This is a genomic window from Catenibacillus scindens, from assembly GCF_014202115.1.
Lineage (GTDB): Bacteria > Bacillota > Clostridia > Lachnospirales > Lachnospiraceae > Catenibacillus > Catenibacillus scindens.
Window position 1 is genome coordinate 100,855 of sequence record NZ_JACHFW010000003.1, and the last position, 24,992, is coordinate 125,846.

24 protein-coding genes, 2 pseudogenes and 1 riboswitch are annotated in these 24,992 nt (G+C 47.4%); of the genes and pseudogenes, 14 read left to right on the forward strand and 12 right to left on the reverse strand.

Annotated features, from left to right (window positions below; all coding sequences use genetic code 11):
* Positions 1-26: 26 nt before the first annotated feature.
* Together HNP82_RS18765 and HNP82_RS05345 are read left to right on the forward strand one after the other, a co-directional pair.
* The gene (locus tag HNP82_RS18765) at positions 27-377 is read left to right on the forward strand and encodes an alpha-L-rhamnosidase-related protein (protein ID WP_408609654.1); all 351 of its coding nucleotides are present in this window, start codon (positions 27-29) and stop codon (positions 375-377) included.
* Positions 374-1,255 carry an alpha-L-rhamnosidase-related protein gene (locus HNP82_RS05345; protein ID WP_408609655.1) on the forward strand — a complete coding sequence of 294 codons (882 nt, stop codon included), beginning with the start codon at positions 374-376 and terminating at the stop codon, positions 1,253-1,255. Before HNP82_RS18765 ends, HNP82_RS05345 begins: the two co-directional genes overlap by 4 nt.
* Here the strand turns inward: HNP82_RS05345 and HNP82_RS05350 are convergent.
* On the reverse strand, positions 1,250-2,350 hold the full coding sequence (locus tag HNP82_RS05350) for an AraC family transcriptional regulator (protein WP_183772279.1): 1,101 nt from the start codon (positions 2,348-2,350) through the stop codon (positions 1,250-1,252). The genes HNP82_RS05345 and HNP82_RS05350 overlap by 6 nt on opposite strands.
* Before the next feature lie 292 nt (positions 2,351-2,642).
* Between HNP82_RS05350 and HNP82_RS05355 the strand changes: the two genes are divergently transcribed.
* The 5 genes and pseudogenes from HNP82_RS05355 to HNP82_RS05375 all read left to right on the forward strand — a co-directional run.
* Entirely contained in the window at positions 2,643-3,629 is a 987-nt protein-coding gene (locus HNP82_RS05355) for an ABC transporter substrate-binding protein (protein WP_183772281.1), read from the forward strand.
* Positions 3,630-4,025: 396 nt separating this feature from the next.
* Positions 4,026-5,321, forward strand: coding sequence for a hypothetical protein (locus tag HNP82_RS05360; protein ID WP_183772283.1), 1,296 nt, complete (start codon positions 4,026-4,028; stop codon positions 5,319-5,321).
* An 18-nt stretch (positions 5,322-5,339) separates the two neighbouring features.
* Positions 5,340-6,488 (forward strand): DUF5104 domain-containing protein, encoded by a 1,149-nt coding sequence (locus HNP82_RS05365; RefSeq protein ID WP_183772285.1) that lies wholly within the window; start codon positions 5,340-5,342, stop codon positions 6,486-6,488.
* Positions 6,489-6,517: 29 nt separating this feature from the next.
* Positions 6,518-6,949, forward strand: coding sequence for a hypothetical protein (locus HNP82_RS05370; protein WP_183772287.1), 432 nt, complete (start codon positions 6,518-6,520; stop codon positions 6,947-6,949).
* Between the two features lie 105 nt (positions 6,950-7,054).
* Positions 7,055-7,261 (forward strand): annotated as a pseudogene (locus HNP82_RS05375) (HsdM family class I SAM-dependent methyltransferase); the annotation flags it as partial.
* A gap of 714 nt (positions 7,262-7,975) precedes the next feature.
* Here HNP82_RS05375 and HNP82_RS05380 read toward each other — a convergent pair.
* The 4 genes from HNP82_RS05380 to HNP82_RS05395 are packed head-to-tail and all read right to left on the reverse strand — an operon-like array spanning position 7,976 to position 12,979.
* Complete coding sequence (locus tag HNP82_RS05380; RefSeq protein ID WP_183772289.1) at positions 7,976-9,952, reverse strand: methyl-accepting chemotaxis protein; 1,977 nt, start codon at positions 9,950-9,952, stop codon at positions 7,976-7,978.
* Complete coding sequence (locus HNP82_RS05385) at positions 9,949-12,027, reverse strand: efflux RND transporter permease subunit (protein WP_183772291.1); 2,079 nt, start codon at positions 12,025-12,027, stop codon at positions 9,949-9,951. The genes HNP82_RS05380 and HNP82_RS05385 overlap by 4 nt, the downstream gene beginning before the upstream one ends.
* Positions 12,024-12,386 carry a hypothetical protein gene (locus HNP82_RS05390; protein WP_183772293.1) on the reverse strand — a complete coding sequence of 121 codons (363 nt, stop codon included), beginning with the start codon at positions 12,384-12,386 and terminating at the stop codon, positions 12,024-12,026. The genes HNP82_RS05385 and HNP82_RS05390 overlap by 4 nt, the downstream gene beginning before the upstream one ends.
* Positions 12,386-12,979: a cytidylate kinase-like family protein gene (locus HNP82_RS05395; protein ID WP_183772295.1), complete on the reverse strand. Its 594-nt coding sequence runs from the start codon at positions 12,977-12,979 to the stop codon at positions 12,386-12,388. Before HNP82_RS05395 ends, HNP82_RS05390 begins: the two co-directional genes overlap by 1 nt.
* A 213-nt stretch (positions 12,980-13,192) precedes the next feature.
* Between HNP82_RS05395 and HNP82_RS05400 the strand changes: the two genes are divergently transcribed.
* Together HNP82_RS05400 and HNP82_RS18770 are read left to right on the forward strand one after the other, a co-directional pair.
* Entirely contained in the window at positions 13,193-13,774 is a 582-nt protein-coding gene (locus HNP82_RS05400; protein WP_183772625.1) for a TetR/AcrR family transcriptional regulator C-terminal domain-containing protein, read from the forward strand.
* A gap of 30 nt (positions 13,775-13,804) precedes the next feature.
* Positions 13,805-13,903, forward strand: a pseudogene (locus HNP82_RS18770) (DUF3502 domain-containing protein); the annotation flags it as partial.
* A 117-nt stretch (positions 13,904-14,020) separates the two neighbouring features.
* Here HNP82_RS18770 and HNP82_RS05405 read toward each other — a convergent pair.
* From HNP82_RS05405 to HNP82_RS05420, 4 genes are all read right to left on the reverse strand, one after another.
* Positions 14,021-14,374, reverse strand: coding sequence for an arsenate reductase family protein (locus HNP82_RS05405; protein WP_183772297.1), 354 nt, complete (start codon positions 14,372-14,374; stop codon positions 14,021-14,023).
* A complete protein-coding gene (locus HNP82_RS05410) occupies positions 14,371-15,006 on the reverse strand; it encodes a cytidylate kinase-like family protein (RefSeq protein ID WP_183772299.1) in 636 nt (211 codons plus the stop codon). Before HNP82_RS05410 ends, HNP82_RS05405 begins: the two co-directional genes overlap by 4 nt.
* A 177-nt stretch (positions 15,007-15,183) precedes the next feature.
* Entirely contained in the window at positions 15,184-16,536 is a 1,353-nt protein-coding gene (locus HNP82_RS05415) for an MATE family efflux transporter (protein WP_183772301.1), read from the reverse strand.
* 16 nt (positions 16,537-16,552) lie between these two features.
* A complete protein-coding gene (locus tag HNP82_RS05420; RefSeq protein WP_183772303.1) occupies positions 16,553-16,996 on the reverse strand; it encodes a MarR family winged helix-turn-helix transcriptional regulator in 444 nt (147 codons plus the stop codon).
* Between the two features lie 245 nt (positions 16,997-17,241).
* A riboswitch (cobalamin riboswitch) is annotated at positions 17,242-17,486 on the forward strand.
* A 150-nt stretch (positions 17,487-17,636) separates the two neighbouring features.
* Here HNP82_RS05420 and HNP82_RS05425 point away from each other — a divergent pair.
* The 3 genes from HNP82_RS05425 to HNP82_RS05435 are packed head-to-tail and all read left to right on the forward strand — an operon-like array spanning position 17,637 to position 20,605.
* Positions 17,637-18,779 carry an ABC transporter substrate-binding protein gene (locus HNP82_RS05425; RefSeq protein ID WP_183772305.1) on the forward strand — a complete coding sequence of 381 codons (1,143 nt, stop codon included), beginning with the start codon at positions 17,637-17,639 and terminating at the stop codon, positions 18,777-18,779.
* A 9-nt stretch (positions 18,780-18,788) separates the two neighbouring features.
* The gene (locus HNP82_RS05430) at positions 18,789-19,847 is read left to right on the forward strand and encodes a FecCD family ABC transporter permease (protein ID WP_183772307.1); all 1,059 of its coding nucleotides are present in this window, start codon (positions 18,789-18,791) and stop codon (positions 19,845-19,847) included.
* Positions 19,844-20,605, forward strand: a complete 762-nt coding sequence (locus tag HNP82_RS05435; RefSeq protein ID WP_183772309.1) for an ABC transporter ATP-binding protein — start codon at positions 19,844-19,846, stop codon at positions 20,603-20,605. Before HNP82_RS05430 ends, HNP82_RS05435 begins: the two co-directional genes overlap by 4 nt.
* A gap of 43 nt (positions 20,606-20,648) precedes the next feature.
* On the opposite strand, the gene HNP82_RS05440 is transcribed toward HNP82_RS05435, so the two are convergent.
* Complete coding sequence (locus tag HNP82_RS05440; protein WP_330599447.1) at positions 20,649-21,335, reverse strand: YoaK family protein; 687 nt, start codon at positions 21,333-21,335, stop codon at positions 20,649-20,651.
* 93 nt (positions 21,336-21,428) lie between these two features.
* Between HNP82_RS05440 and HNP82_RS05445 the strand changes: the two genes are divergently transcribed.
* The gene (locus HNP82_RS05445; protein WP_183772311.1) at positions 21,429-22,421 is read left to right on the forward strand and encodes a LysR family transcriptional regulator; all 993 of its coding nucleotides are present in this window, start codon (positions 21,429-21,431) and stop codon (positions 22,419-22,421) included.
* On the opposite strand, the gene HNP82_RS05450 is transcribed toward HNP82_RS05445, so the two are convergent.
* Both HNP82_RS05450 and HNP82_RS05455 read right to left on the reverse strand, forming a co-directional pair.
* A complete protein-coding gene (locus HNP82_RS05450; RefSeq protein WP_183772313.1) occupies positions 22,345-23,172 on the reverse strand; it encodes a sugar phosphate isomerase/epimerase family protein in 828 nt (275 codons plus the stop codon). The two genes, HNP82_RS05445 and HNP82_RS05450, sit on opposite strands and share 77 nt — an antisense overlap.
* Positions 23,173-23,187: 15 nt before the next feature.
* A complete protein-coding gene (locus tag HNP82_RS05455; protein WP_183772315.1) occupies positions 23,188-24,006 on the reverse strand; it encodes a sugar phosphate isomerase/epimerase family protein in 819 nt (272 codons plus the stop codon).
* Between the two features lie 138 nt (positions 24,007-24,144).
* On the opposite strand from HNP82_RS05455, the gene HNP82_RS05460 reads away from it, so the two are divergent.
* Complete coding sequence (locus HNP82_RS05460; RefSeq protein ID WP_183772317.1) at positions 24,145-24,990, forward strand: helix-turn-helix transcriptional regulator; 846 nt, start codon at positions 24,145-24,147, stop codon at positions 24,988-24,990.
* The last annotated feature ends 2 nt before the right edge of the window (positions 24,991-24,992 follow it).

A 24,992-nucleotide genomic window follows, 5' to 3' on the forward strand; every position in this document is an offset into this window, starting at 1 on the left:
CAAAGATCAATCAACTGATTTCCAATATCCGCTGGGGGCAAAAAAGCAACTTTCTCGATTTCCCCACCGACTGTCCCCAGAGAGATGAACGCATGGGATGGACCTGCGACGCCCAGGTATTTTTAAATACCGCCTGCTTTAACATGGACAGCTATGCTTTCTATAGCAAATATCTGTGGGATATGGCAATGACCCAAAAGGAAGTAGGATGCGTCACGGAAATTATCCCCGCCTTTGGCGAAAATACGCCGGCCTGCAGCGCCTGGGGGGACGCGGCGACTGGTTGGCCATGGATCACGATGATCCGGAAGAAATGTTTCTGGGCGCCACAGACCTTACCTATATTTCTACAGCTTATTACTATTACAGTACGATGATCGTGGCCCAAACCGCGCGGATACTTGGAAATCAGGCGGCTTATATCCTCGCTTTATACATGGGCCTTCTTCCCGATAATGCTGTGGAACAAAACGCAGATGCGCTGGAAGCAAAATTGCTGTCCAACAACGGCTACCTGAATACCGGTTTTTTAGGAACTGCTTATATATGCCAGGTACTTTCCGCCGCAGGAAAAGACGAGGCGGCCTATCGGCTTTTATTCAATGAAGGAATGCCAAGCTGGCTCTATGGGGTCAATCTTGGAGCCACAACCGTGTGGGAGCGGTGGAATTCCTTAAACCCGGATGGAAGTATCAGTTCCGAGGGTATGAACTCCTTTAACCACTATGCTTACGGTTCGGTCATGGAGTGGATGTACCGATACATGGCCGGCATTAATCCGGCAGCAGAGTCCCCCGGCTTTAAAAAGGCGGTGCTGACGCCCCGGCCCAATTTCCGCCTGAAATCTGTGGAAGCCTCCTTAAATTCCCCGGCCGGCATTTACACTGTCGGCTGGCACATGGAAACAGACAAAACCATACGCCTTCGCGTCCAGGTACCTTTTGACTGTGAGGCGCGGCTTATCCTGCCTTTTAGCAACGGCCGGGAGGAACTTCTTCGCGCCGGAAGCTACGAGTTTCATTATAAAGCCATCAAGCCTCTGGGTGAGCTCCCTGAGATTGACGGCCCATTTAACCGATTAAAGGAGTGCATTCCTGTCCGCCCGCTGCTGGACAAATATTTTGCCGGCTGGCAAAACATTCCCCGTTTTCACGGCCAGGACTCTTTGGCACGGCTTTGCGAAATTCCCTACCTGCACCTGAATATAGACAATATAGATTTGTTAAAAAAGGATGTGGAAAAACTCTACTCATAAACGGACTGTCCCTGCGCCGGATCTGTAAGCTTTCGGTGTAACACCATAATATTTTTTAAAATTGCGGATAAAATTTGTCGTATCTTTATAGCCGAGAGATTCCGCCACATCACTGACCGTCATCCGGGGATTTTCCAGAAAACGAACTGCGTGTTCCATTTTAACACGCATAAGAGCTTCGGAAATAGTCTGTCCGGTCCATTGCTTAAAAATCCGGTTAAGATAGTCTGTTGAATAACCAAAATGCTTTGCCATACTTTTAATATTTACAGTTGAATAATTCTTTTCCATGTAAGCGATTAATGCCGGGATCTGATAGACGGAATCTGTAGTTCCGTTGATGATTTCGGCATTTTCGCTGTATTCCTGGAGCAGATAAAGGAAAAGCAGGCTCAGTTGAAGGTTTAAAAGATTCTTGGCATAAACGCCTCCATTGCAGTAGGACATAAAAATCTGATGTACATAAGGTTTGCAGGGAAAATGCGCATCTGTATGGAAGATAATAAACTGGGTGGAATCCTCCATGGTCAGCAGTGACGAAAAAAATCTGCCAAGTATGGAATCCTGGGGAATGTTATGTAAAAAAGTGCGCTCAAAAGTGCTTGTCCTGAGGCCGATATTAATAACAATACTGTCACTGTCCACGGTAATGGCATGCTCCTGGTTCGCCGGAATAAAGAGAAAATCTCCCTCCTTCATCGTATACGTGCGCGTGTATCCAAGACAGGATAGGGTCTGTTCACAATATCCCTCGTAAACATAGACGATCTCAAAAAACTGATGCTTATGCATAGGTACAGCAGAATACCTGGGATGTTTGCTGATAAACACGTCGGAATTTTCCGAAAAATACAGCGGTTCTTTAAAAACAGGAGAACTGCCGTCCCCGGTATTGCGGGACACGGAAAAATCTTCAAAAGTCAGTACGCCCCTAAGATCATTTTCATAGGCGCGGGGAGGCGCCCCGGAATTAACCGCCGTATCGCCATCGGCTTCCCCGGAAATAATGGTTCCGTGTGTTTCATAATAATCTCTTAATTCCTGCTCTGGCTGTGAATAGTGGTAAAGCCAGGAAATGATCCGGTTAAGTTCCATAAAAATCACTCTCCTGTTTTCATCTCTTGCGCATATATAGAATTATGGTATCGTATTTAGCCGATTTTATCAAGCCTTTAGCTCTGTTTCTATCAAGGAAATTCGACTATACTTTAGAAAAAAATTCAGCGTTGGGCTGAGCGGTTGCAGTTTTACCAATCGCGTAAATAAAGGAAGAGATCTTAATGAAGTTAAGAAAGTTAATAACGGCGGGGCTTGCAATGACTATGTGCCTGAGCCTTTTTAGCGGCTGCGGCAATTCCGAGAGCAATTCATCTGGCGCAGGCAGCGAATGTCCGCAGGTGAGCAGGTAGATCTTCTTGTCACCTATCCGGGCGGCTCCGCCCACTTTACAGCAATGGCCACCCAGGGACAGTTAATGGATATTACAGATCTTCTGGAGACTTACGGCCAGCCGATTCTTGACATTGTGGGCGATTATATGGGAGCGACAACCATTGACGGCGCTGTTATGGCGGTTCCCATTAATGCTGATGTGGTTGCCGACTTATATATGAATATGCGGACAGATGTCCTTGAGGATCTGGGACTTCTGGAACAGGCTGAGCAGATCCAGTGCCTGGCGGATCTGGAACCCATCCTTAAAGCAGTAAAAGAAAGCGATGAGTGGTCTTATCTGTCCGGCCTTGGATCCAACGGCGGTAACGGCGGTATTCTTATATACGGCGGCGGTTTTGCAGCCAGAGAGTCCGCAGGTAATGTAAGCGCATCTGCCTCAGCCTCAGCAAGCTGCGGAATGTCCATGACATCTGTAAAACTGGCAAGCCTGCCTATCACAACCGGTTCCTACACAAAATTTGCCTGGGCAGTTCCCAGTTCGGCAAAATATCCGGAAGCCGCCATCACTTTCCTTTCCATGATGTACACAGACTCCCGCATCAGCAATCTGCTGGCCTGGGGAATCGAGGGACGGGACTATGTTGTAGAAGACGGAGTTGCTAAATATCCGGACGGCAATGAATCTGTCCCATACCATTCCGGAGATACCATTATTGCCAACCAGTTTATCACCCTTCCATGGGATGGAAATTCATCAGATATCCGGGAGCTTCAGGCGCAGGAAATGGAATCTGCCATAATTTCCCCATATCTTGGATTTAACTGCAATACTGACGCCATCACCAATGAAATCGCGGCAATTACAAACATTTCCGCGGAATATGAATCCCAGGTGACATCCGGTATTGTCGATGTTATACCGAAAGTTGGATTATCCCGAATCTTCAGAAAAAACCGCTTATTCACCAGCTTTTTATAAAAAGATTCGGGATAACTTTTCCATACTTTTAAGACACTTCCGCTGGGATTGGAACGATATATTCCTAAAATTCGGGATAATCTTTTTTCCTGCATCACAGACCGTAGAGCCGTCTTAGCATATACAGACGTCGAAGGCAGAGTATATGAATATGAGATCACGGCAGTAGTGACCGGATACTAGTCAGAAGAAGGCGGTGGAGCACTCGTACTAATCATGGAAGAACAGTTGTCAGGACAGAGAGTGGAGATACATTGCGCACAGATACCCTGACTGCCTGGGGTGTTGCCGTTCTCAGCAGATCTGAGATGAAAAAATCTATAAAAACGGTAACTTTTACAGCTTGAATATGGTATTATTATCAGCATAGAAATGTGTTTTCAGAGGAGTGAGAGGATGGACAAGCTATATAAAACAGTGCTCGCAACGGTGACAGCTGCTTCGGTACTCGTCTGCAGCGCCTGTGCGGGCGCTCCGGCAGCAGATCAGGTCCAGGACCCGGATGCCGGAAAAACATTGCCGGAGATGACAGAGAAGATTACCATACCTGCCTCGATATTTAAGTTTGCCAATACAGATATCGAGGACAACATGGAGGCTTTTGAAGATTACTGTACCGATGTAAGGCGTGACGGGGATGATCTAATTCTGGAAGTGACGCCGACGCAGAAAGAAGAACTTATAGAGATGTACGCCGGGTCCATTGACGATGTGCTGGAAGATATGGAGAAAGACGAACAGGGCTATTATGTAGAGGCGGATACCGATCACAGCCGTTTCATATATCATATCGACGAGAATATCGACGGTATTCTACAGGCAAAGATGCTGTTGACGATCACGACATCGGATGTCCTGACCGGAATCATGGAAACAGGGGATCCAAACTGGAGTGTCAGCGCAAAGATCGTGAACTGCCATACGGGGCTGACTGTCGGTGAAGGCACATTTCCGGACGGGAGCATCACCTTCGGGCCCGACGAATGGAAGGCCAGCTATGACGGCGGCGCATGGCTTGGTGCCAGACAGGAAGAGGTTATGGACATGACAGGCCTTACCGGGCCTTATGAGGAACTGACCGATACACAGAAAGGGGTCGTTACATCTGTCGTGCAGATGCTGGACTGGATCGAAGGGAAATATGAGCAGCAGTTTCATTATATATCCTACGCGCCGGGAGATGCCGTCGAGCAGGAACACCTAAAGGTGTATCCGGAACAGGGCGGTGAATCGGATGTTGTGACAGTGTACCGCACATATGAAAACGGCATGTACCGGTATGAAGACGATTACGGGGCGATCCTGATGCGCCCCGCCTATGAAGAGCAGGTACGCGCATTTGCAGAGCAGTATCTGCCTTCCGAAGGGATAAAGATATACACGGAGATAAAGAACGGCGGCAGCGGCGCGGCAGAAGAAGAAGCGATACTGAACGAGGTTTCCGCCGTGACGTATATTTTTATGGACGACGCCCTGTGTTCAGAACAGTACGAGGCGTTTCTGGAGGCTGTGCCGGACTGGCTGACGGAGAACTGTCAGGGCGTGCCGGCCGGGATCTATCTGCGCATGGCAGAGTCTGAAGCGTGGAAACAGATTGGCAGATCTGATTATGAGGATAAGCTCCGGGAAGATATCTATACCGAAGAGGCGGAGTGCGCGATATCCAGGAGCGGGAAAGTGACCGTATATTAGCTGAAAGGAAGAGAATTTATGAGGAAGGTATTACTGCTTATCGTATGCTGCGCCCTTGTATGCAGTTTGAGCGGATGCATCGTTTTCAGGCGGGGATCATCCAATGCATATCGTTCTGATAAAGAATTGGCGGATGAAATGATAGAAAACATTATCGGGTGCGCAGAGAAGGAAGATGCAAAAGCGCTGACGGGATTATTTTCGCAGTATGCCGGGGACAGTACGCTAAACTTAACGGAACAGGCGGAAGAATTCATAGAGTTTTTTCAGGGCGAATGTAAAAGCTGGAAAGGAAATGCAAGTTCCCATGAAAAAAGTGAACACGGAAAAATAACATGGCGGGAATTGAGAGGGCACTATTCGGTTATTACAGATGAAGCACAATATGAAATCGCATATATTTATATTCCTTTTTACAGAGAAGAACCGGATAAAGAAGGGCTTACTGCGATAGAGATCACTACGGAAGAAACTTTTAACAAGGATGAATTTCTCTGGAGTCTGGATCAGAAACCGGGTATCTATGTGACAGAAACCGGGGAAGAGACGTATTCGGAACAGAGGCTGATCACTCCGGAAGAACTGATCCGGGCGGCAGGACTTACAAAAGAACAGTACAGCAAAGTTGATCTGGAACAGTTTATTGAGGATTTTGACATCACGACAGAAGATGTGGATACGCTCAACATACCTTTGCTCCTGGAAGAATACGAACCGGAACGCAAATTCAGCATGTATGATGTAAGTTATCTCATTGAAGACGGCATAGAAGAACGCACATCTGATTTTACAGAAAATGTATATGCTGTAGCTTTTATGGAAAATAAGAATACAAGTACAGAATGTGTATATTATGATCTGCCGGACAGAAAAAGGTATCAAACGTCGGACGCGTATCTCTTTGATGACCTCTACCAGATACAGGGCGGATATTATGCGGACGGACAGCAGATCATTGAGGCGTTAGACAAGTATGGTGTTTTTGGCTGGGAATCCGGAACGGGTGAAGAGGAAATTACAGATCCCCAGCATATGGTGCTGGCTGTATTATATGATGACGGAACGGTCTTCCGTGTAGAAGCGTCCGGCTTGTTGTCGCAGGCGCTGCCGGACGAATACGATGAAGTGAAAGAAATGCTTCTGTCAGGAGAATACAGCGGAAGTTAAAAAAGAGTTTTGTTTCAAAGGGGGACGCTATGGATAGAGTGTTTGAAGATGAATTTATGGATGCGCAGTCACGGATTATTTCACTATGTGTCGAATTTGCGGGGAATAGGACTGATAAAGTTTATGCCTATGGCTCTATCGAAGAAAGCAGTATTTCGTTCAATGCATTTTTCAAGATTGATGGTCAGATAAAAACAACAAATAATATAGCTGCCGATCCGGACGCGATATGGGATCTTCTGGATCTTGGGGAAGCGGATCTTGAGAAGATAAGACAAATATACATACATTACGAAAAACCTGTCCCCACGGAATTAAGAATGATTTATGACTGTAAAAGCGGTAAAATAGACACGGAATATAAGTATGAAAGTATCTGTTCCGCAAAGACGGGGACAGATTCAAGCGAGATTTTTATGAAGTGGTTAGATGAGGTTCGCCAAAGCACATGGAAGAGATAAAACAGCATTGTGAAAAAGTCATACAGATACTCCGTTCCGATTATAGTACGCAGTTACAGTATTCGGGAATAATCAAAAAAATATACGACGTTATGCTGCAGATCATATGGTATTCCACCTGCGGGCAATGCCAACTACGCATGGATTCAACACATGATTCATCACCTTGCGCCTAACGGCAAGATTGGTCTGGTGCTTGCAAATGGGGCATTGTCCACGCAGTCAAGCGGTGAGGGTGAAATCCGCAAGAAAATCATAGAGGATGATTTGATCGAAGGCATTATTGCCATGCCAACGCAGCTCTTCTATAGTCAGGTAAACTTCCTGCTGTAAACTATTATCAAGGATGGATGTATGGGAAGCTATAAGATTATCCCGAATGTTGGGAAGCTTCTGATGAAAAAGTATTGAAACCAGCTCAAAAGGGAGAAAAAGTTATCCCGAATTTTTTGAACGAAATCAGCATGGAAACAGGCTGAAAAATAAGGTTTCGGGATAATCCAACTTTCGGTATAACTGGGCACCGCGGAAGCGGCATATGCTCTTGACAGCCAAGAGGCCCTGATGTGATGGGCATCCAAGCAGAAATCAGCATCTAAAAGCAGATTTCTGCCAGTAACAAAGAAAATATATGACAGCATCTGAAAAGGGCTGAGATCCCTTCAAGGTTCGAGTTAACTGCGATCCTCCTATGTGCGCACGAAAAACCGTGATCCACGCAATTAGATAGCAGAACTCCCGGCGGACCATTAGCCTGTAGGTAACCAATCCACGAATAACAGAGTGGCCATATGCCGAGAACTGTTAAATCCGGCCCTTTTCAGATGCTGTCAGACAACAAACAAATGTGGCATATGCCAAGGGTAAAAATTTCTTTCATTTACCTCTTGACAAAAGTCACTTCATAACAGGAGAAAGCAGGACAAACAGCTTTTCACCGATCTTCCTGCCGGATTCTTCCAAGTCCAGTACGGCTAATTTTCCATCTTGTCACCACCTCCTCGCATTTTTATGATGGAAATTCAATTACTCCAGTCCAAACAGCTGCAGCAGTTTCTGCCAAAAGGAAAGTTCCTCCTCTTGGGTGACTACTACGTCATCCGTCTCTTCCACTTCAATGGCCTCTGTCTGAATGACAAACTGCACTGACTCCACATTGGTATTCTTTTCAGAGACAAAAGAAACGGGATCATCCATGCTGCCGCCTATAGATTCCAAAAGACTGTCTATTTCCTCATCAATCTGGTCGTTCATATCTGCTGTTTCGGTACGGAACTCGCCAGTTCCGTCAGCCATTTCCTGAGCGCCATCGCAAAGGGATACAACACCATCGTACAATTCCACAGTTCCGTCATACAGTTCCCCGGAGCCGGATACCAGCTCTTTGCTGCCCTCTGCCAGAGAAGATACGCCACCCATTACCTGGCTGTATCCCGCTACAATCTGTGCCACACCGCCGGTGTAGTCATTAATCCCGGAATCCAGTTCCTCGTAGCTGACCACAAGCTGGTTGATGCCCTCCGCCAAAGCAGAGAGATTTCCGGTCATATTACCCAGGGTATTGACCAACTGGCTGATAGAAGAATCAAATATCTCATATTGGGTATTCAATGCGGCCAGTCCTTCCGTAAGAGCGGGCAACTCAGCAGAAATACCATTTAGGTAACTTTCCATTCCGCCAATAGCGGCACTGTTGGCATTCAACAATGACTTTATCTGCTCTGATGTTCCCAATAATTGTGATTTGTACTGGTTGACCAGATCTTCCATTCCCGGAACGGTAGAAAGTTGTTCCAGCATGGCTTCATAACTTTGGATTGTCTCCACGGCACTGGCATTTCCAGCCAGCAACGCGTCAATATCCAACCCATTCTGAGCCATCAGTGCCTTGTACTGGCCATAACCGAGGTTTGCCTGCAAGGCAGCCGCGCCATCATAGAGGTCGCTGATGGCCTGCTTGATCTGGCCGGAGGCTTCTGTCAACGCGGTCAGATCTTCACTCGTTACCGAAATCGAGTTGACCGCCGTCTGAATCGTGACCAAAGCCGCCTTAAATTCCGAAGAACCAGCAGTCAGGGTTCCCGATTGTGAATTCAAGGTATCAAGCCCGCTCTGTACTGTGGTCAGCCCATTTTGCAGCGTGACCACGCCCTCATCCAAAGAGGCGACTCCGCTTTGCAAAGAAGATGCTCCGTCCTTTAATTCAGAACTGCCATCCAACAACTCTGCAGAACCGTCGGAAAGTTCTACTGCGCTATCGTCCAGCTGTTCCACCGCATCGATCAGCTCATTCACCTTATCTTTCAGTTCCGTGTCGTCGATTTCCACATTCAGATTGAGGTGGATGCCATTGATGGAAACGGCGCTCATCTCAAAATCGGTCACATCTGCGGTAATGGTAGTATCAATTCCTTCACCAGGCAAAACCGTGTAGGTAAGTTGCTTGTCGCTTCCTACATTGGCAATCGTTGCGTCCGGGGCAGAAATATTGTTGCACCGTTCCGTGTCCAGGGTGAAGGAAGCCTGCAGGGCATAATCATCGAAAAAGGTGTCGGAGCAGGCGGTGTTCTCTGTGATCTGGAAACGGATTTCCAGTTCTCCGCTTTTTCCTGCGATTTCCGCAGCGGAGTATTCCACTCCGTCCAAATAGTAACGCAGGGAGATGTTCCACGGTATTTCCGCATCCGTCAATTCCCCCTGATAATAGGCTTTGGAGGCAGAGGTAGAAAAGGTAATGGTATCCCCATTCTGTTCAATGGGATCGCTGGTATTCAGCATTTTTACGGAAGCATAATTGCCGTAGTCGGTAATGCTCCCACCGGAAAAGCTGTTGACCACATATGTGTTTTTCAGTGTTCCGCTGGCATCCAGCGTAATGTAGATGACTTCTTCTTTTTCTGAGGGCGCTACGCCTGATGTGTCAGCGGCAAAAGCCGGGATTGCTGAATTCAAGACCAGCAAGCTCGCAAGCGTCATAGGTAAAACGCGCTTTAAAATTTTCATTTGGTGATTCCCTCCTTGGATGGTTTATAAAAATGCAAGTGTAAGGTTGTGCGCTGGGCAAGTCCATCCAGCAGGTACAAAAGCCCCGGCAGTACAAACAGGACAATGAAAAGGGACAGGAGACTGCCTCGCCCAATAAATATTCCCAGCTGAGACAGAATGCCATGGCTGGAGATATAGCCAAGCAAAAATCCGACAACCGCCAGTACGGTTCCCGATGTAAGTACTGAAGGTGTAACTACCGCCACAGTTTCTATCACCGCAGATTTTTTCCCCATCTGACTCCTGAACTCAAGATAGCGTTCCGTAAACAGAATTGCATAGTCTACCGTTGCTCCCAATTGGATAGAGCTGATGATCAGATACGAAATATAAAAAACTACGGAACCTGCGAAATACGGGACAGATACATTGATCCAGACGGCAGTCTCAATCGCCAGCACCAAAATTACAGGCAGGGAAAGGGACTTCATGGTCAGTAGCAGTACAAGGAACACTGCGCCAATGGCGATCAGGTTGACCTTTATCGTATCCACTGTTATAGTATCCATCAGATCGTAAGTACTCACACCGGTACCAGCCAGATAATAGCTGTCCGGATAGTAAGTATTAACGGTATTGCGTATATTTTCTACCAGGTCAAAGGTTTCCTCACCCTCATAATCCGCCTCTACTGTAATGACAAACCGGCTGTAGTTTTCTGACACAAGCTGTGAAACAACATCCTCGTCCAGATATTCCATAGGAATTTCCGAACCGACAGTATCCACATAGGAGAGGATACTTTTTACCTGTGGAATATCATTGAGGGCGCTGGATAACTCCTGCTCCGTAGCTAAATCACCCCGTGGCACCATCGCCACATAGGTGTCACTCTTGCCGTACATTTCCTCAATGGCCGCCGCATCCTGTCCATATTGTGTTGTATCCCCATAAATTTTAGACGAACCATAGTAAAAATCATTGGAGTTGGATGCCAGATAACTGGGGACAATCAGTACCACAAATACGCAGACCAGAGGAATCATCACCCGATAGACCACCCTACCAAATCCACGAAAGCCCGGCAAAAAGCTGCGGTGCTGGGATTTTTGCAGCCACTTCTGCGTTGCCAGAATCAAGACCGGCATAAAAGTAAATACAGTGATCAGGCTGATGGCAACGCCTTTTGCCAGTGCAAGACCCAGGTCAGGGCCAATCCGAAATCGCATAAAAACCAGTGCCAGAAAACCTATGACCGTGGTCAATCCGCTGGATAGAATGGAACTGGTGGACTTGCACAGGGCATCTACCATAGCTTCTTTGGAATCTGTAATTTCCATCTTGCATTCTTCAAAGCGGTGGATCAGAAAAACCGAATAATCCAGGGATACAGCCACCTGCAAAATGGTTCCTGCGGCATTGGTCACAAAAGAAATCTCTCCAAAAATCAGATTGCTTCCGTTGTTGATCAGGACGGAAATCCCCAGCCCAATCATAACAAGGACAGGCTCTATCCAGGAAGTGGTCGTGATGATCAGCACAATAAATATAAACAGGATTGCAACTACCGTAATGATGTTGATCTCGCTGACTGTCCCTGTCGTGGCAATGGCTGTAGATACCGCATCCCCATCCATAGCGTTATCATCGCCGATGATGTTTCGGATTGCGTCTATGGCCTCTACCTGCTTTCCATCCTCAATGGTCACGGTAAAAAGAGCGGAATTGTCTTTGTAATAGGTCTCCACCGTATCCGTATCCATCGTTTCGATGGGCTGCAAAATATCCGCCGCATCGTCCAGCCATGTGACATCGGTTACTCCTTCACAGCTAAGGATCTTTTCTTTGTAATCCAGTGCCTCCGGAATAGAAACATCTTTCACCATCACCCGGGCGTTGGGAATGCCGCCTTCAAATTCCTCTTCCATAACCTCCAGAGAGACGGTAGATGCTGTGTCCTCCGGCAGAAAATCTGTCATGTTATAGTTCACTCCGACCATTCCAGAAAGAACTGCGCCGACAACCGCCAAAAGGACAAAACAAATGATTATTTTTTTAGGGTTATTTACAATGATCTGATAAAATTTTCTCATATGGTTTGCTCCTTTACAGGGATAGGAGCAGAAACCGTGCCGGTAATCTCAAAACTTTCCCGTTCCCCCTTTAGCTTTAATACTAACGCCTCTTTCGTGATCCGGCCCATAGCGTTATAGGGGATGGTTCGCATCAGCGTTGTCAACTCCCCTTTGATCCGGCAGTCGCCCTTTTCTTTGATGTTTCCGTGAAATGGGTTAGCTTTCTTCAGAATGTCCAGCATCCCGCTGATTGTACTGTTATCTACGGTGACGGACACAGTTCCATATCTTGCCCCGATGGGTGTCCGCATAATCACATTATAACTGCGACTCCACATACACTTTCGCTCCTTTCCTGAAAATAATGCTTCCATCATCACATCTGCCTCACCAACACAGCCAGAGCCTCCGCAGTCTGTTCAATTCCCAGCGTGGAACTGTTGACACAAAGGTCATAGTTATATGGCTTCCCCCAATTCCCGCCGGTGTAATAGTCATAGTAATTTTTCCGCTGCTTATCCGTTTTTCGAACCAATGACGTTATAGCTTTTTCTTCCTTACCCAGCAGCTTCATTTTTCGCTGCACACGGTCAGAAAAGGGGGCTGTGATAAAAATACTGAGCCGCTTGATTGCCGCCTGCTGCAGCACATAGTCCGCACAGCGTCCTACAAAGATACAGTTATCTTTCTGCGCTGCCTCCAAAATGACAGTACTCTGCATCCGAAACATAGCTTCGTTCGCAGATATGCCCCGCAGGTTCTGATCGGTATCATCGTATACAAAGCTGTGCAGCCATGAATTTTCTTTTTTTTCATCGGCTTTTTCCAGTATCTCGGGGGAAATGCTGCTGCGGCTGGCTGCTTCCGTAACCAGCGCCTGGTCGTAAAAATCGTATCCAAGTGTATAGGCCAAGCGTTTCCCAATCTCATGGCCGCCGCTTCCAAATTCACGCGCGATACAAATCAACATATCTTTATCCTCCATTCTTCCAGTTATGACCTTTAGTATATCTTGCTCCCCAATTAGATAAAACGGGCAAATATAATGTAAATGGGAGATATGGGACAAATCCCGATTACTTGATGGAGAAGATACCGGACAAAAGTTTCATCATTGTCCGTGGAAAGATTTATCGGACAGATGTATAATAAGTTGCAAGATATATGGGGAGGGTAAAAGGTGATGACAAATGAAGAACTGTCTCTCAAAACCAAGCAATCGCTTGCCCAAGTGCTGAAAAATACAATGGAACACAAAAAACTTTCTAAAATCACCATCAGCGAATTGTGTGCTGTTTGCCGGATAAACAGAAAGACATTTTACTATCATTTTGAGGATATTTATTCTCTTTTGAAGTGGACATTGGAACAGGAAGCCGTAGAAGTAGTAAAGAACTTCGATTTGCTAGTTAATACGGAAGAAGCCCTTAGGTTCGTTATGGCGTATGCAGATGAAAATAAGCACATTATAAACTGTGCTTTCGATTCCATGGGATACGAAGAAATCAAACGGTTTTTCTACAATGATTTATTTTCAGTTATTTACGGAGCGATTGAACAGGTGGAAGATGAATTGCAGATTACCGTGGATTCACAATTCAAAAACTTTTTAGCGGCTTTTTATACAGAAGCTTCTGCGGGACTTCTGATCGAGTGGGTTAAAAATAGGATGACACAGGATAAAGAAACTATCTTGCAAAGTCTTTTGTCTATTTATAAGATTTCAATTCCTGCAATTTTGAGAGAAAAAAGAATTTTTAACTAATTATTTCTCAAGGGAGTAAGCACTCTTGATGAGTACATAGAGAAATTAAAAGACGCCAATGTACAGAAAGTCATTGACGAATATCAATCCCAGTTAGACGCCTGGTGCGAAAGTAACCTGAGTGAGTAAAATACCCCGCAGTAAGCTGGGGAGTATTTGGTCTTGGCTCACTACCTGCAGGAATTTTAAAGCCAGCCCTGTGAGAAAATTCTCACGGAGCTGGCTTAATTTATCCTGCGGACTCATTTACAGCAATTTTTCTTCCCACTCGCCCTCTTTAAATCCTACGAGAACGAAGTCATCACCCACAATAATGGGCCGCTTTACCATCATCCCGTCGGTGGCCAGAAGATCATACATTTCCTCATCGCTCATCTGGGGAAGTTTATCTTTCAGACACATTTCTTTATACAGTTTTCCACTGGTATTAAAAAACTTTTTCAAAGGCAGGCCGCTTATTTGATGCCATGCTTTCAGTTCTTCTGCAGAAGGATTATTTTCCACAATGTGGCGGTCCTCAAAATCAACGCCGTGGCTTTCCAGCCACTTTTTTGCCCGAATACAAGTAGAACACTTTGGATATTGAATAAATTTTATCATTTGTTTCCTCCTTCTGTCTGATGGGCAAACCAGACCTGACTATAATCATAAACAACTTCTACCAGATCTTTTATTGGAATCCCAGACGTATTGACACATAAATGATACCCTTCTCGGCTTCCCCATTTCACTGAGGTAAAAAGACGGCGGTAGCGGGCCCTCCCACTATCTACCTGGCGGATCTTCTTTTCCAGTTCTTTGTCCGAATAATGCTCGCCCTCCGGCTCCCGCTGGCGGCACCGCTCCATCTTGGACGGCATATCCGCATAAACAAAGAGATTAAAGGGCCTGTAGTCCTTCAAAATAATATCCGCACACCGGCCAACAATCACACAGTCATCTTTCTGTGCCATCTCCTGTAAGATCTCATGCTGTGCCGCAAAAATATGAATCTGATTCTCATTATTCGGCAGAGAATAGAGAGAAAATGTCCTCCCATAATGAATCGGATAAGACTGTATCCTGTTTTCCATAACCCCCTGCACATAACTCTGAGCCAGTCCGCTCTTCTGAGCGATAGCGGTGACGATTTCATTATCGTAATAAGCTACTCCCATACGCTCCGCCAGCCTCTTACCAAGCTCGCGTCCGCCGCTTCCAAATTCACGGCTGATTGTTATTATACGGCGCATTCGCGCATCCCTCCTCGCTATTTAAATACTGCCAAAGCAGATTCCTCTTTTTTATATTATACCACGCCTGCGGCCGCAGGCATAGTAGGACTCCGCCCGGATACGTACTTTTGCGCACATGAATGCTCCCTTCAGCCGCCGCGCAAAAGACCCGTTATAGTAGCCACAGAGTGGCTACTATGCCCGGACATCGACATCCGGCTGGTGAAGTTCCTTCCTGAATTTCATTAAAATGATAAAGGCCAGGATTGCTGCCAGTACAGCCGTCACCGGAAGGTTCAGCCAGATACCTGTAAGTCCCAAAGGCCACAGGACTGCCACTAAGATCACCGGAAACACCAACGCTGTGGCTACGGAAATAATAGAAGCCGGAAGGGGCTTTTCTACAGCCAGCATATAACTCTGTGTGGCAAAAGAAAACCACCGGGTAACATATGTGATACAAAACAGCCCCAGGGCCCCTGCCGCCATGGCAATAAATTCTTCCCCTTCGCCGCTCATAAATAACCGGGCCAACATTTCCGGGAACAGAAGAATAACCACAAAAGCAGCCAATGATACAATGGCGCTGGCAATAAAGCAGCATTTTTCAATAGCGCGGACTCTTGAATATTTTCCTGCTCCCCAGTTATAGCCCACAGCCGGCTGAAGGGAATCGCACATACCGTAAAGCAACGGTTGTATAAAGCCATCCACATACATTAAAATACCGTAAACGGATACGGCCCGCTCACCGCCAAGGCGAACAAGGATAAAGTTCAACAGGATAGATGTAATACGTCCCGCGATATTATTGAGAAAGTTTGGACTGCCACAGGCAATAATCTGCCGGATCATGGCCCATGAAAAACGCGGGCGGCAAAAACGCAGTGTCGCTTTGCCACGAATAAACGGGATCAGAGCCAGACAGGCGGAAGCAATCATACCAAGGCATGTAGCCAGCGCCGCCCCCCAAATGCCAAAGCCAAAAACCCCCAGGAACAGAAATTCCAAAGTACCGCTGAGAACAGACATAAAAATATTTAGAAACATACTGCCCCGAATAATGCCGCTGATCCGCAAAAAATTATCCATAGCAAAAACAATCGTTGTCACTGGCGAACATATAGCATATACACGCAGGTACTGCAGCGCAAACTCTGCGAACTCACCTTCCGCTCCCATAAGCCGCATCAACAGCGGAGCGGCAGCAAAAAGAACCGCGCCAACAATAATGCCGGCCATAAAAATCATCAGACATGCGCAGGTAAATATATTATTGGCCTCTTTATCCAGCTTTCGTCCAAGACTCACAGATATGGGAACCGCCGAACCGACACCAATTAAATCTGCCAGAGAAAAATTAATAATAACAAAGGGCATGGCCAGATTGAGGGCCGCAAATTCTGTAGCGCCCAAAAACTGTCCGACAAAAATGCCATCAAACATTTGATATAGCGCTGACGCCAGCATACTTACAGCCCCCGGTATCGCCGCGATAAAAAACATCCTCAGGGGCGGTGTATTGGCAAATAACTTATGGGAATCCATAAAAAATTCCTTCCTTTCATCCTAAAATATGTCTGTGAAAAGCTGCTTCCAGATTTCCCGCGAAACAGTCCATAGCCTCCACAAATTCCGGAGAAAATTTTTCCAGAGTTTCCCGCAGAGCTTCCTGCTCCGCAACGTAGAGTTTTTCAACCAGACTATGGGTATACTTTTTCCCTTCTTCAGTCAGGCAAATGATCTTCTCCCGCCTTTTTTTACCTGGGATAAGGGTAATGTACCCAGCTTCTGTCAGTTCATGGACCACGGTATTGATGGTGGTCTTGGGAATAAGCCAATCCTCGCAGATCTGTTTCTGAGAATGGGCTTCCCCATCGTCCAGGGCATACAGCAGGGCCAGCATATTTTCATTAATGCCCAGCTTCCTCGCGCAAAGGTAGTATCCCCCGTCAATTTTGTTAATGGCGATCATCAGATGTCGTATGGCTTCATAGGAATCCTCCAACACAGCACCCCCAATCCAAAAAATTAAAGTACGAATTCGTATCATAGCCAATATAATACTATTTCGTACTGTATGTCAAGCCTTTTATCCAAAGCAGCAGCGATAAAGCCTGAAAAGCGGGCTGAATTGCAAATGCAGCGTGGAGGAGACTGTAAATAGTAATGCGCAAATAGCCGCTTCGCTCAGCTCTTGCTATCTTATCCCTGTTGTGTTACATTTATACAGGATGGATTATTTTCCATCTTTTTTTGCAGCGCTGTTAAGTGAATTTCCGCGCGGATCATTTTCCGGCGGACGTTTTAAAAGGGAACAAAAGTGGAAATCTTTGGCGATCCGGTCACTGTGATCATGGAATCTGTTTTTAAATAGGTCATTGCAGAAAGAGCGTTCACCTCTCCGGCAAAAGCCGGCAGGATGCTTCAGTATGTGAGAAGGCAAAAACAGGTGTTGATGTGTAAGCCAGGAAACCTGCTTAACAGTGGAAGATGAAGCTTCCGAGTAAAGCGTACATCGGTTTTTGCGGGAGAAGTGCGCCCATAAACGGCACCTGCGCCTGCAAAACACTTGCGGGAAGCTTTCATCATGTATAACTTTAACGCCTCAATCTGAGGCAGGGTTTTATGATGAAAGGAGAAAAAACATGAAAACCAAAACATTAACCCACCTGGCCCTGACAATCCTCCTGACCGCAGGCCTCACTGTGTCTTCCGCAGGCTGCGGCAGCACAGCCGGCAGCAATGGCAGCGGCAGCGGCGACGCAGGCCGTATCGACGCCCAGAGCGTTCGTGCTGACAATCAGGCGGACAGCCAGACTTCTTCCGCCGGCGGCAGCGGCGAAACAGTTCAGATCAGCAGTGAGACCGGTCAAAACAACGGCCTGCGCACTGAGTATCCTCTCACAATGACCACCTACGGACCGGATGGCCAGGAATATTCCATGGTCTTTGAAAAGGCTCCTGAAAAAGTGGTCGCCGTCTATCAGGGATGTATCGAGACGCTTCTCGCCCTTGGTCTGGAAGACCACATTGTGGCCACCGCCGGACTTGACAATGAGGTGCCCGATAATCTTAAAGCGGCATTCTCTTCCACCAATTATCTGGATGAATTTACCCCTTCCAAAGAAACAGTGACTATGCTTGAACCGGATATGATCTTTTCCTGGAGTTCTTACTTTAGAGAAGATACCCTTGGAAGTCCGGATGAATGGATCGGCAGCGGCACTAACGTTTACATCAATACAAACACTGCGGTAAGCAGCGATTCTCTTGAAAATGAATTTGATGATATTCTAAACATTGGCAAAATCTTTGACGTTCAGGACAGGGCACAGGCCATTGTGGACGAAATGAAAAATACCATTAATACTGTCAAGGAAATGGCCGAAGAACAGTCCAGCAGCCCATCTGTCCTGGTTATTGAAAATTTAAACGGCACCTTTACCAATTACGGAGCCTCCAGCATTGCCGGGGATATGGTCACCCAGCTTGGCGGTACGCTTGCCAATCCCGACGCTCCCACCCTGGGCGAAGAGGACATTATCGCCGCAGATCCGGATGTGATTTTTGTGGTCTACATGCCATACGCCGGGGATGACCCGGAAACAGTAAAACAGGAACATCTGGACAATATTTTGGCGGATGATACTTTCGCCAGCCTTTCAGCGGTACAGGATAGTCGTGTCGTTCCCATAATGCTCAGTGAAATCTACGCCAGCGCCACCCGCACCCAGGATGGCATTGAAATCATCGCCCAGGGACTTTACCCGGATCTTTCCCTGGATTAAAGGTGCGCCATGAAAGAAAAACGCTTAAAGGCACCGGGTTTTACCGTTGTCCTTATCAACCTCGCGTCAGGGTTGGTTCTGTCCATTCTCGTATCTGTCACCTTTGGCAACGCAGATATTTCTATTAAAAATGTATACCAGGTGATCATCTGCCAGATTTCCGGCAGACAGTGGTTCACAGAATTTTCCTCCGGTGCCGTCCATGACGTTGTATGGCTGATCCGCCTGCCAAGAGTGCTTATGGCTGCAGCCGTAGGCATGGGGCTGTCTGTATGCGGATGCGTTATGCAGGCTGTCGTCAAAAATCCTCTGGCCGATCCGTACGTTCTCGGAGTCTCCTCCGGCGCCTATCTGGGCGCCTCGGCGGCTGTCATCCTCGGCCTTGGAGCTGTTTTGGGAAGCAATTCCATGGGAATCATGGCTTTTGCAGGCGCTATCCTCGCCTCCTTTGCCGTGATGGCCATTTCCGGTATCGGCGGTTTCCAGAGCGCCGCCCGCCTTGTTCTGTCGGGCATGGCTATCAGCACCATCTGCTCAGCCTTTGCCAATTTTCTCATTTACATAGCCAACGACAGGGATGCTATCACCCAGATCTCCTACTGGAGCATGGGAAGCCTTGCCCCTTCCGACTGGGACAATATGCCAGTCACTCTGATTATTATGATCCTTGGCACAGCCATTTTCTGGACACAATACCGGAATCTTGACCTTATGCTCCTGGGAGATGAAACTGCGGTCACACTGGGGACAGATCTTCGCCGCTCCCGCATTGCCTATATGCTTCTGACCGCCTTTATGGTAGGCTTTGCCGTATGCTGCGCGGGGATGATCGGATTTGTGGGCCTGATCATCCCCCACGCCATGCGGATGGTATTCGGCACAGGACATAAACATCTGATTCCCCTGTGCGCCCTCACAGGAGGCATTTTTCTCATCTGGGCTGACGTGGCCTGCCGGATCATCCTTGATTACGCCGAGCTTCCCATCGGTATACTTATATCTCTCATCGGAGCCCCGTGCTTTATTTACCTTATGATCCGAAGTGCTTTTGGAGGTGGACGCAAATGAATATTACTGCTCAAAACATCCGCCGCTCCTTCGGGGCCCATGAAATTTTAAAAGGCGTTGATATCAGCAGCCGCCCCGGCGAATTTGTAGGGCTTATCGGCCCTAACGGCAGCGGCAAATCCACCCTGTTAAAATGTATCTACCGGATTTTAAAGCCAGACGCCGGACAGATTTTTCTCGACCAGTGTGATCTAAGCCGCTTAACCGTCCGGGAGTCCGCCAGAAAAATGGGCGTTGTAGCCCAGCACAATCAATATAACTTTGATTTTACTGTCAAAGACATCGTTCTTATGGGCCGGGCTCCCCACAAAAAGCCTCTGGACCGGGACAATGCCGCGGATTATGCCATTGTCCGGAAATCTCTGGAAAAGACCGGTATGTCAGCCTTCGCTGACCGCAGCTTTTCCACCCTGTCCGGCGGCGAGCAGCAGCGGGTCATTCTCGCACGGGCCCTGGCTCAGCAGACCCCCTGCCTGATCCTGGATGAGCCTACTAATCATCTGGACATCACCCATCAGATCCAGCTTATGAAAATAGTCAAAGAGCTGAAGCTTTCTGTAATCGCCGCCATCCACGATCTGAATATTGCCGCCATGTTTTGTGACCGGATCTACGGCATCAAAGGCGGAAAAATTGTGGGCGAGGGCACGCCGGAAAACCTGCTGACCCCGGAATTTATCAGAGAAGTTTACGGCGTGGAAACGGAAATTGTCCATGACCGCCACGGACAGATGCATATTTTATTTACCGGGCTCTAAAAAAGAAGCAGGTGCCGTCTGGCACCTGCTTCCTCATATATCCCTAGCTCACAGCCTTTTCCCTGATGACTGCCCTTTTTGGCTCCTCGCCCATTACCGTAATAACCGCGGCGCTCCCCAGGGGCGCCAGGCAGCACAGGGCGGCCGGGGCGCCAATCGCCGTCGTCGCCAGAAATCCTGCGGCCACGCCGGTGTGGAAAAAGGTTAATGTCAATGTATAAAAAACAGCTTTTTCTCTCTGTTTCAGATCTTTTGTCCGAAAGTATTCCGTCCAGCCAAGAACGGTCTGTTTTATATTGTTCGTTGAAAATATGGTCGCACTGTTATAACCTTTGGCTCCGGAAAAAACGCCCCACTGGAAAGCTGTAATAAAAAATACCGGATACAGGGCCAAAATATCATTCATCTTCTCCGGAAGAATGGCGGCCGCCAAAATGCCCACGGCTTCCACAAAGAAACAAAGACGGCGCATCTTCCCTTTACTCAGAGATTTGCCAAGAAGAAAAGAGGCCACAATGGCGCAGATATAAATGGCCAGCCCGCCAACACGGATCAGAAGTTCCTGCCACTGACCGCCAAGTCCTTCCATGACCGCCTCGATAAGATTGCCGGTCTGGGCCGAACCGAAATTCCCGCCCCTCAAAAACATGGCGTAGGCCCCAAGAAAGCCGCCGACGAGGCACATATTATAATGGAGTGCTGTATCATTTTCTTTTTTTAACCAATTCACTTTCAATCACCGATTTTTATCTTAACACATTGACCAAATAATTTAAAATACATATAATATATGCTATATAATACTTGAAAGGTATGATAATTAATGGAATTACGGACTCTCCACTATTTTCTCACCGTTGCAGCAGAACAAAATATCACTCACGCGGCCCGGAAACTGAATATTTCCCAGCCGCCATTGAGCCGCCAGCTCTCCCAGCTTGAAGAGGAACTTGGTGTTACTCTTTTTATTCGTGGGAAACGCCGTATCCAGCTCACTGAGGAAGGAAAATATCTGGCCCAGCAGGCCCAGCATATCCTTGACATGGCTCAGCATACCGCCCAGCAGCTTGCCCAGATGAAAAGCCAGGAGGTTAAGGGCGTTCTCCTTTTAGGCATTACAGAGACATGCAGCGCTGGCGTCCTCCCCGGTATCCTCCCGCAATTTTCCAGGCTCTATCCTCATGTATCCTACAATATCTGGTGCGGCAGCAGCACTGACGTCAGCCAGAGGGTGGAACAGGGCCTTCTGGATATTGGCATTGTCCGGGAACCCATTTCCATGGAAAATCTGGAATTTTCCCGCATATCCCAGGAAGCCTGGATCGCCGTCGCTCCCAAAGGCCATCCCCTGGCGGCAAAAGGAAAGGCAGAAGTTGACATAAGATTTAGCGAGGTAATTCACTCAAAACCGGAGACGCCGCCGGCCACACTAGACCAGATCTGTCAGTACCCTCTGTTTATTCCCTCCCGCCAGCCCCTTCAAAATGAAGTCCACAACTGGCTCTCCACCAACGGCGGCTCCTACCAGATTATCGGCATGTATAACCAGATTTCCAGTATCATTCCCCTTGTCGCCGGAAATATGGGCATTGCCATTGCCCCGCCTTCCATAAAAAAATATACCGATGACCGGAAGCTGGACTACATAGATATTGCCTCGCCTTCACTGGTCACCGATATTTATATGATCTGTGCCCGCCGTAAACTGTTATCGGCCGGCGCCAGAGCCTTTTGGGATTTTACAGCGCCTTCAGATAAACAATCCCGTCCCTTAAATCATCCAGGATACTCCCCTGAGAGTTATCCTGATCAATAACATAAAGGATCTCATCCCGCTTTTTTGGAGACAGAGCGTTAAACAGCGCCTTAAAATCTGTCACCCCTTTGCCGCAGGCCACAAAGATTTTATCTCTGTCCCTGGTTTTAAAATCAGGGACAATATCTTTCAGATGAAGAATGGCAATCCGATCCTCATGCTCCGCCACATAGGCCACCGGATCTATGCCGGCGTAAATGAGCCATCCAGTGTCCACCTCAAGCATCAGCTCTTCCGGGGAGAGATGTTCCAAAAATACGTCGATCATAGCTTTATCCCGGCCATCACGGTCTGTCACTATGTTCATGTCGTGTTCATGGTTATGAAGATACAGACGTACTCCATAATCTTTAAGAACCTCAGAAACTTTTTTGATCAGGCTGATCTTCTCGTAAATCTCATCAACAGCGCCGTAGTCGAGAAAACTCAGCACCACATATCCGATATGATTGTCCCGGCAGTAAATCCCCAGGTCTTTGGCCTGCTCTTCCAAAAGCTCATCAAATACAAACATGCCCTTAATATCCATGCCGATGGAGCGGAGATATTCCAGACGTTTCAGCGTATTTTCCCGGTCCCAGTAAGATTCCCCCGTAAACTGGGCGTAATGATCCACAGTTTCCTGGCGGGCGCCCCAGTCGGACATGGCCTCAAAATAATCACAGCCCCAGGATTTCAGCTTTGACGCTGTCCCTTCAAAATCCTCACGCATTTCCCTAATCGAACTCATCACATTAATACCAATCTTCATGTTGTCCTTCTCCCTTCAAATATGCGCTTTCAGCCATCTCACCGATTTTTCAATGGCTTCCGGCAAATATTTTGGAGTACAGTCCATCAACTCCACAATATAGCTGCCCTCATAGCCCCAGGATTTCAGCCGGCGGATAATCTCCTCCATAGCTATGGTGCCATATCCCACAGGACAGGGATACTCTTTGGCACCGTCCCCGCAGATTTTCGGACGGTCACCGGGATAGACCGGCGTCCTGCTCCGGTCTTTCATATGCACCGTACAGATGCGGTCTTTAAATAATTCCAGAGCTTCCAGCTCATTTTCATGATACATAATAAAATTGCCGGTGTCAAAACTGCAAAACAGCTCCGGAATGGCATCCATAAACTGTTTCAGTCCGCGGATCGAACAAAACGGCGCAGCCAGTCCGTCAAAGTCTTCCATGGACACTTTAACGCCCTGCTCTTTCCCATATCTGGCCGCCTTTCCCATACCGCATATCATATTCTGCGTCAGCCTTTGGCTGTCCCCGGTCTCCTCCGTCGGGATCACTCCCGGGATGATGAGAACATTGCCTGCGCCCAGGCTTTTTGCCAGATCAATAAACTTTTTATAATCCTGACTGTGCGGATCATGGGCGAAATCAGCGAAAGTAAACATCCCTTCCACCCCAAGATCCAGTTCTTTGAGCAAAGGCTCCAAAAGATCCTGATCCTGGTAGAAACTCCGGTCGCTGAGATAGATCCGGTCCATTCCCATTGTTTTAAGCTTTTTTAGCGTCCCGGCCATATCCCCCTGGCAATACTGAACGCCTTCCGCGATATTTTCATAAAAAACCGCAATTCCCATACTTATCGCCCCATTTCTGATATTTGAAATCTTACCTTTTCTCCCTTGCCTTTAAGGCCGTCTGGTTTTATGATATATAGTAACAATTCAGCTTTGCGGCTTTTATTATGTTCGTTTATAAAAAACCGGGAGGGTACCATGTCTGATATTTTATTTCCATCCAACTTTAACAACAACCTTGACCTGCCATTTATGCTGTACAGCCTTGGGATGAATCATCCCCAGGAGTCTGTACGGCGCCCTGACGGCCTCCCCGTCTATCAATGGATTCAGTGCCTTAACGGCCGGGGCTGTGTTCACATCCAGTCCAGGGAATACCTGATCCATCCGGGCCAGGGCATGTTTATCAAACCAGGCATCCCACATATGTACCAGTCCGTAGAACATCAGGAGCAGTGGATGGTCAGCTTTGTCTGCTTCAACGGCTACGGTATTGAAAAGCTTCTGAAGAACACCCCTTTAAATACATCTGACGTCTTTGATCTTGGGGAAGCGTCCCAAGCCATGGATATTCTTAAAAAGATTTACAACATGGAACCGCTGCCCCCAGCATTTGCCGGCGCAAAATATTCCGCTATTATTTATGAATTTCTCCTGTTTCTGACGCTCCACACCTCCAGGCCGTCAGATACGCCCCGTTTTGGCCAGTCTCAACGGATATCGCCGGTCATTTCTTATATTGAAGAACATTACCGGGAGCCGATCTACCTTGATGATATCGCCGGTCTGTGCGGCCTGTCCAAAGAGTATCTGTGTCAGCTCTTTAAGTCCGCCACAGGCATGAGCATTTTTGACTATGTCCAGCAGACCCGGGTAAAACACAGCAAAGAACTGCTGCTTGGCATGCCCGATCTCCCGGCCCACACCATCGGAAGCCTGTGCGGTTTCAACAGCAGCAGTTACTTTAATAAGATTTTCAAAAAAATTGAACATATTTCTCCCGGCGACTTTCGCCGGCAAAATGGTATTGTCCGGAACCATTAAAC

What these genes read in the sequence shown, in the direction of transcription:
- HNP82_RS05435 (WP_183772309.1), top strand. Translation starts at nt 19,844, where the DNA reads ATGAATATTACTGCTCAAAACATCCGCCGCTCCTTCGGGGCCCATGAA.
- HNP82_RS05450 (WP_183772313.1), bottom strand. Translation starts at nt 23,172, where the DNA reads ATGAAGATTGGTATTAATGTGATGAGTTCGATTAGGGAAATGCGTGAG.
- HNP82_RS05350 (WP_183772279.1), bottom strand. Translation starts at nt 2,350, where the DNA reads ATGGAACTTAACCGGATCATTTCCTGGCTTTACCACTATTCACAGCCA.
- HNP82_RS05455 (WP_183772315.1), bottom strand. Translation starts at nt 24,006, where the DNA reads ATGGGAATTGCGGTTTTTTATGAAAATATCGCGGAAGGCGTTCAGTAT.
- HNP82_RS05390 (WP_183772293.1), bottom strand. Translation starts at nt 12,386, where the DNA reads ATGATGGAAGCATTATTTTCAGGAAAGGAGCGAAAGTGTATGTGGAGT.
- HNP82_RS05415 (WP_183772301.1), bottom strand. Translation starts at nt 16,536, where the DNA reads ATGGATTCCCATAAGTTATTTGCCAATACACCGCCCCTGAGGATGTTT.
- HNP82_RS05445 (WP_183772311.1), top strand. Translation starts at nt 21,429, where the DNA reads ATGGAATTACGGACTCTCCACTATTTTCTCACCGTTGCAGCAGAACAA.
- HNP82_RS05355 (WP_183772281.1), top strand. Translation starts at nt 2,643, where the DNA reads ATGTCCGCAGGTGAGCAGGTAGATCTTCTTGTCACCTATCCGGGCGGC.
- HNP82_RS05380 (WP_183772289.1), bottom strand. Translation starts at nt 9,952, where the DNA reads ATGAAAATTTTAAAGCGCGTTTTACCTATGACGCTTGCGAGCTTGCTG.
- HNP82_RS05410 (WP_183772299.1), bottom strand. Translation starts at nt 15,006, where the DNA reads ATGCGCCGTATAATAACAATCAGCCGTGAATTTGGAAGCGGCGGACGC.
- HNP82_RS05370 (WP_183772287.1), top strand. Translation starts at nt 6,518, where the DNA reads ATGGATAGAGTGTTTGAAGATGAATTTATGGATGCGCAGTCACGGATT.
- HNP82_RS05360 (WP_183772283.1), top strand. Translation starts at nt 4,026, where the DNA reads ATGGACAAGCTATATAAAACAGTGCTCGCAACGGTGACAGCTGCTTCG.
- HNP82_RS05460 (WP_183772317.1), top strand. Translation starts at nt 24,145, where the DNA reads ATGTCTGATATTTTATTTCCATCCAACTTTAACAACAACCTTGACCTG.
- HNP82_RS05395 (WP_183772295.1), bottom strand. Translation starts at nt 12,979, where the DNA reads ATGTTGATTTGTATCGCGCGTGAATTTGGAAGCGGCGGCCATGAGATT.
- HNP82_RS05425 (WP_183772305.1), top strand. Translation starts at nt 17,637, where the DNA reads ATGAAAACCAAAACATTAACCCACCTGGCCCTGACAATCCTCCTGACC.
- HNP82_RS05430 (WP_183772307.1), top strand. Translation starts at nt 18,789, where the DNA reads ATGAAAGAAAAACGCTTAAAGGCACCGGGTTTTACCGTTGTCCTTATC.
- HNP82_RS05405 (WP_183772297.1), bottom strand. Translation starts at nt 14,374, where the DNA reads ATGATAAAATTTATTCAATATCCAAAGTGTTCTACTTGTATTCGGGCA.
- HNP82_RS05400 (WP_183772625.1), top strand. Translation starts at nt 13,193, where the DNA reads ATGACAAATGAAGAACTGTCTCTCAAAACCAAGCAATCGCTTGCCCAA.
- HNP82_RS05345 (WP_408609655.1), top strand. Translation starts at nt 374, where the DNA reads ATGATCGTGGCCCAAACCGCGCGGATACTTGGAAATCAGGCGGCTTAT.
- HNP82_RS05385 (WP_183772291.1), bottom strand. Translation starts at nt 12,027, where the DNA reads ATGAGAAAATTTTATCAGATCATTGTAAATAACCCTAAAAAAATAATC.
- HNP82_RS05365 (WP_183772285.1), top strand. Translation starts at nt 5,340, where the DNA reads ATGAGGAAGGTATTACTGCTTATCGTATGCTGCGCCCTTGTATGCAGT.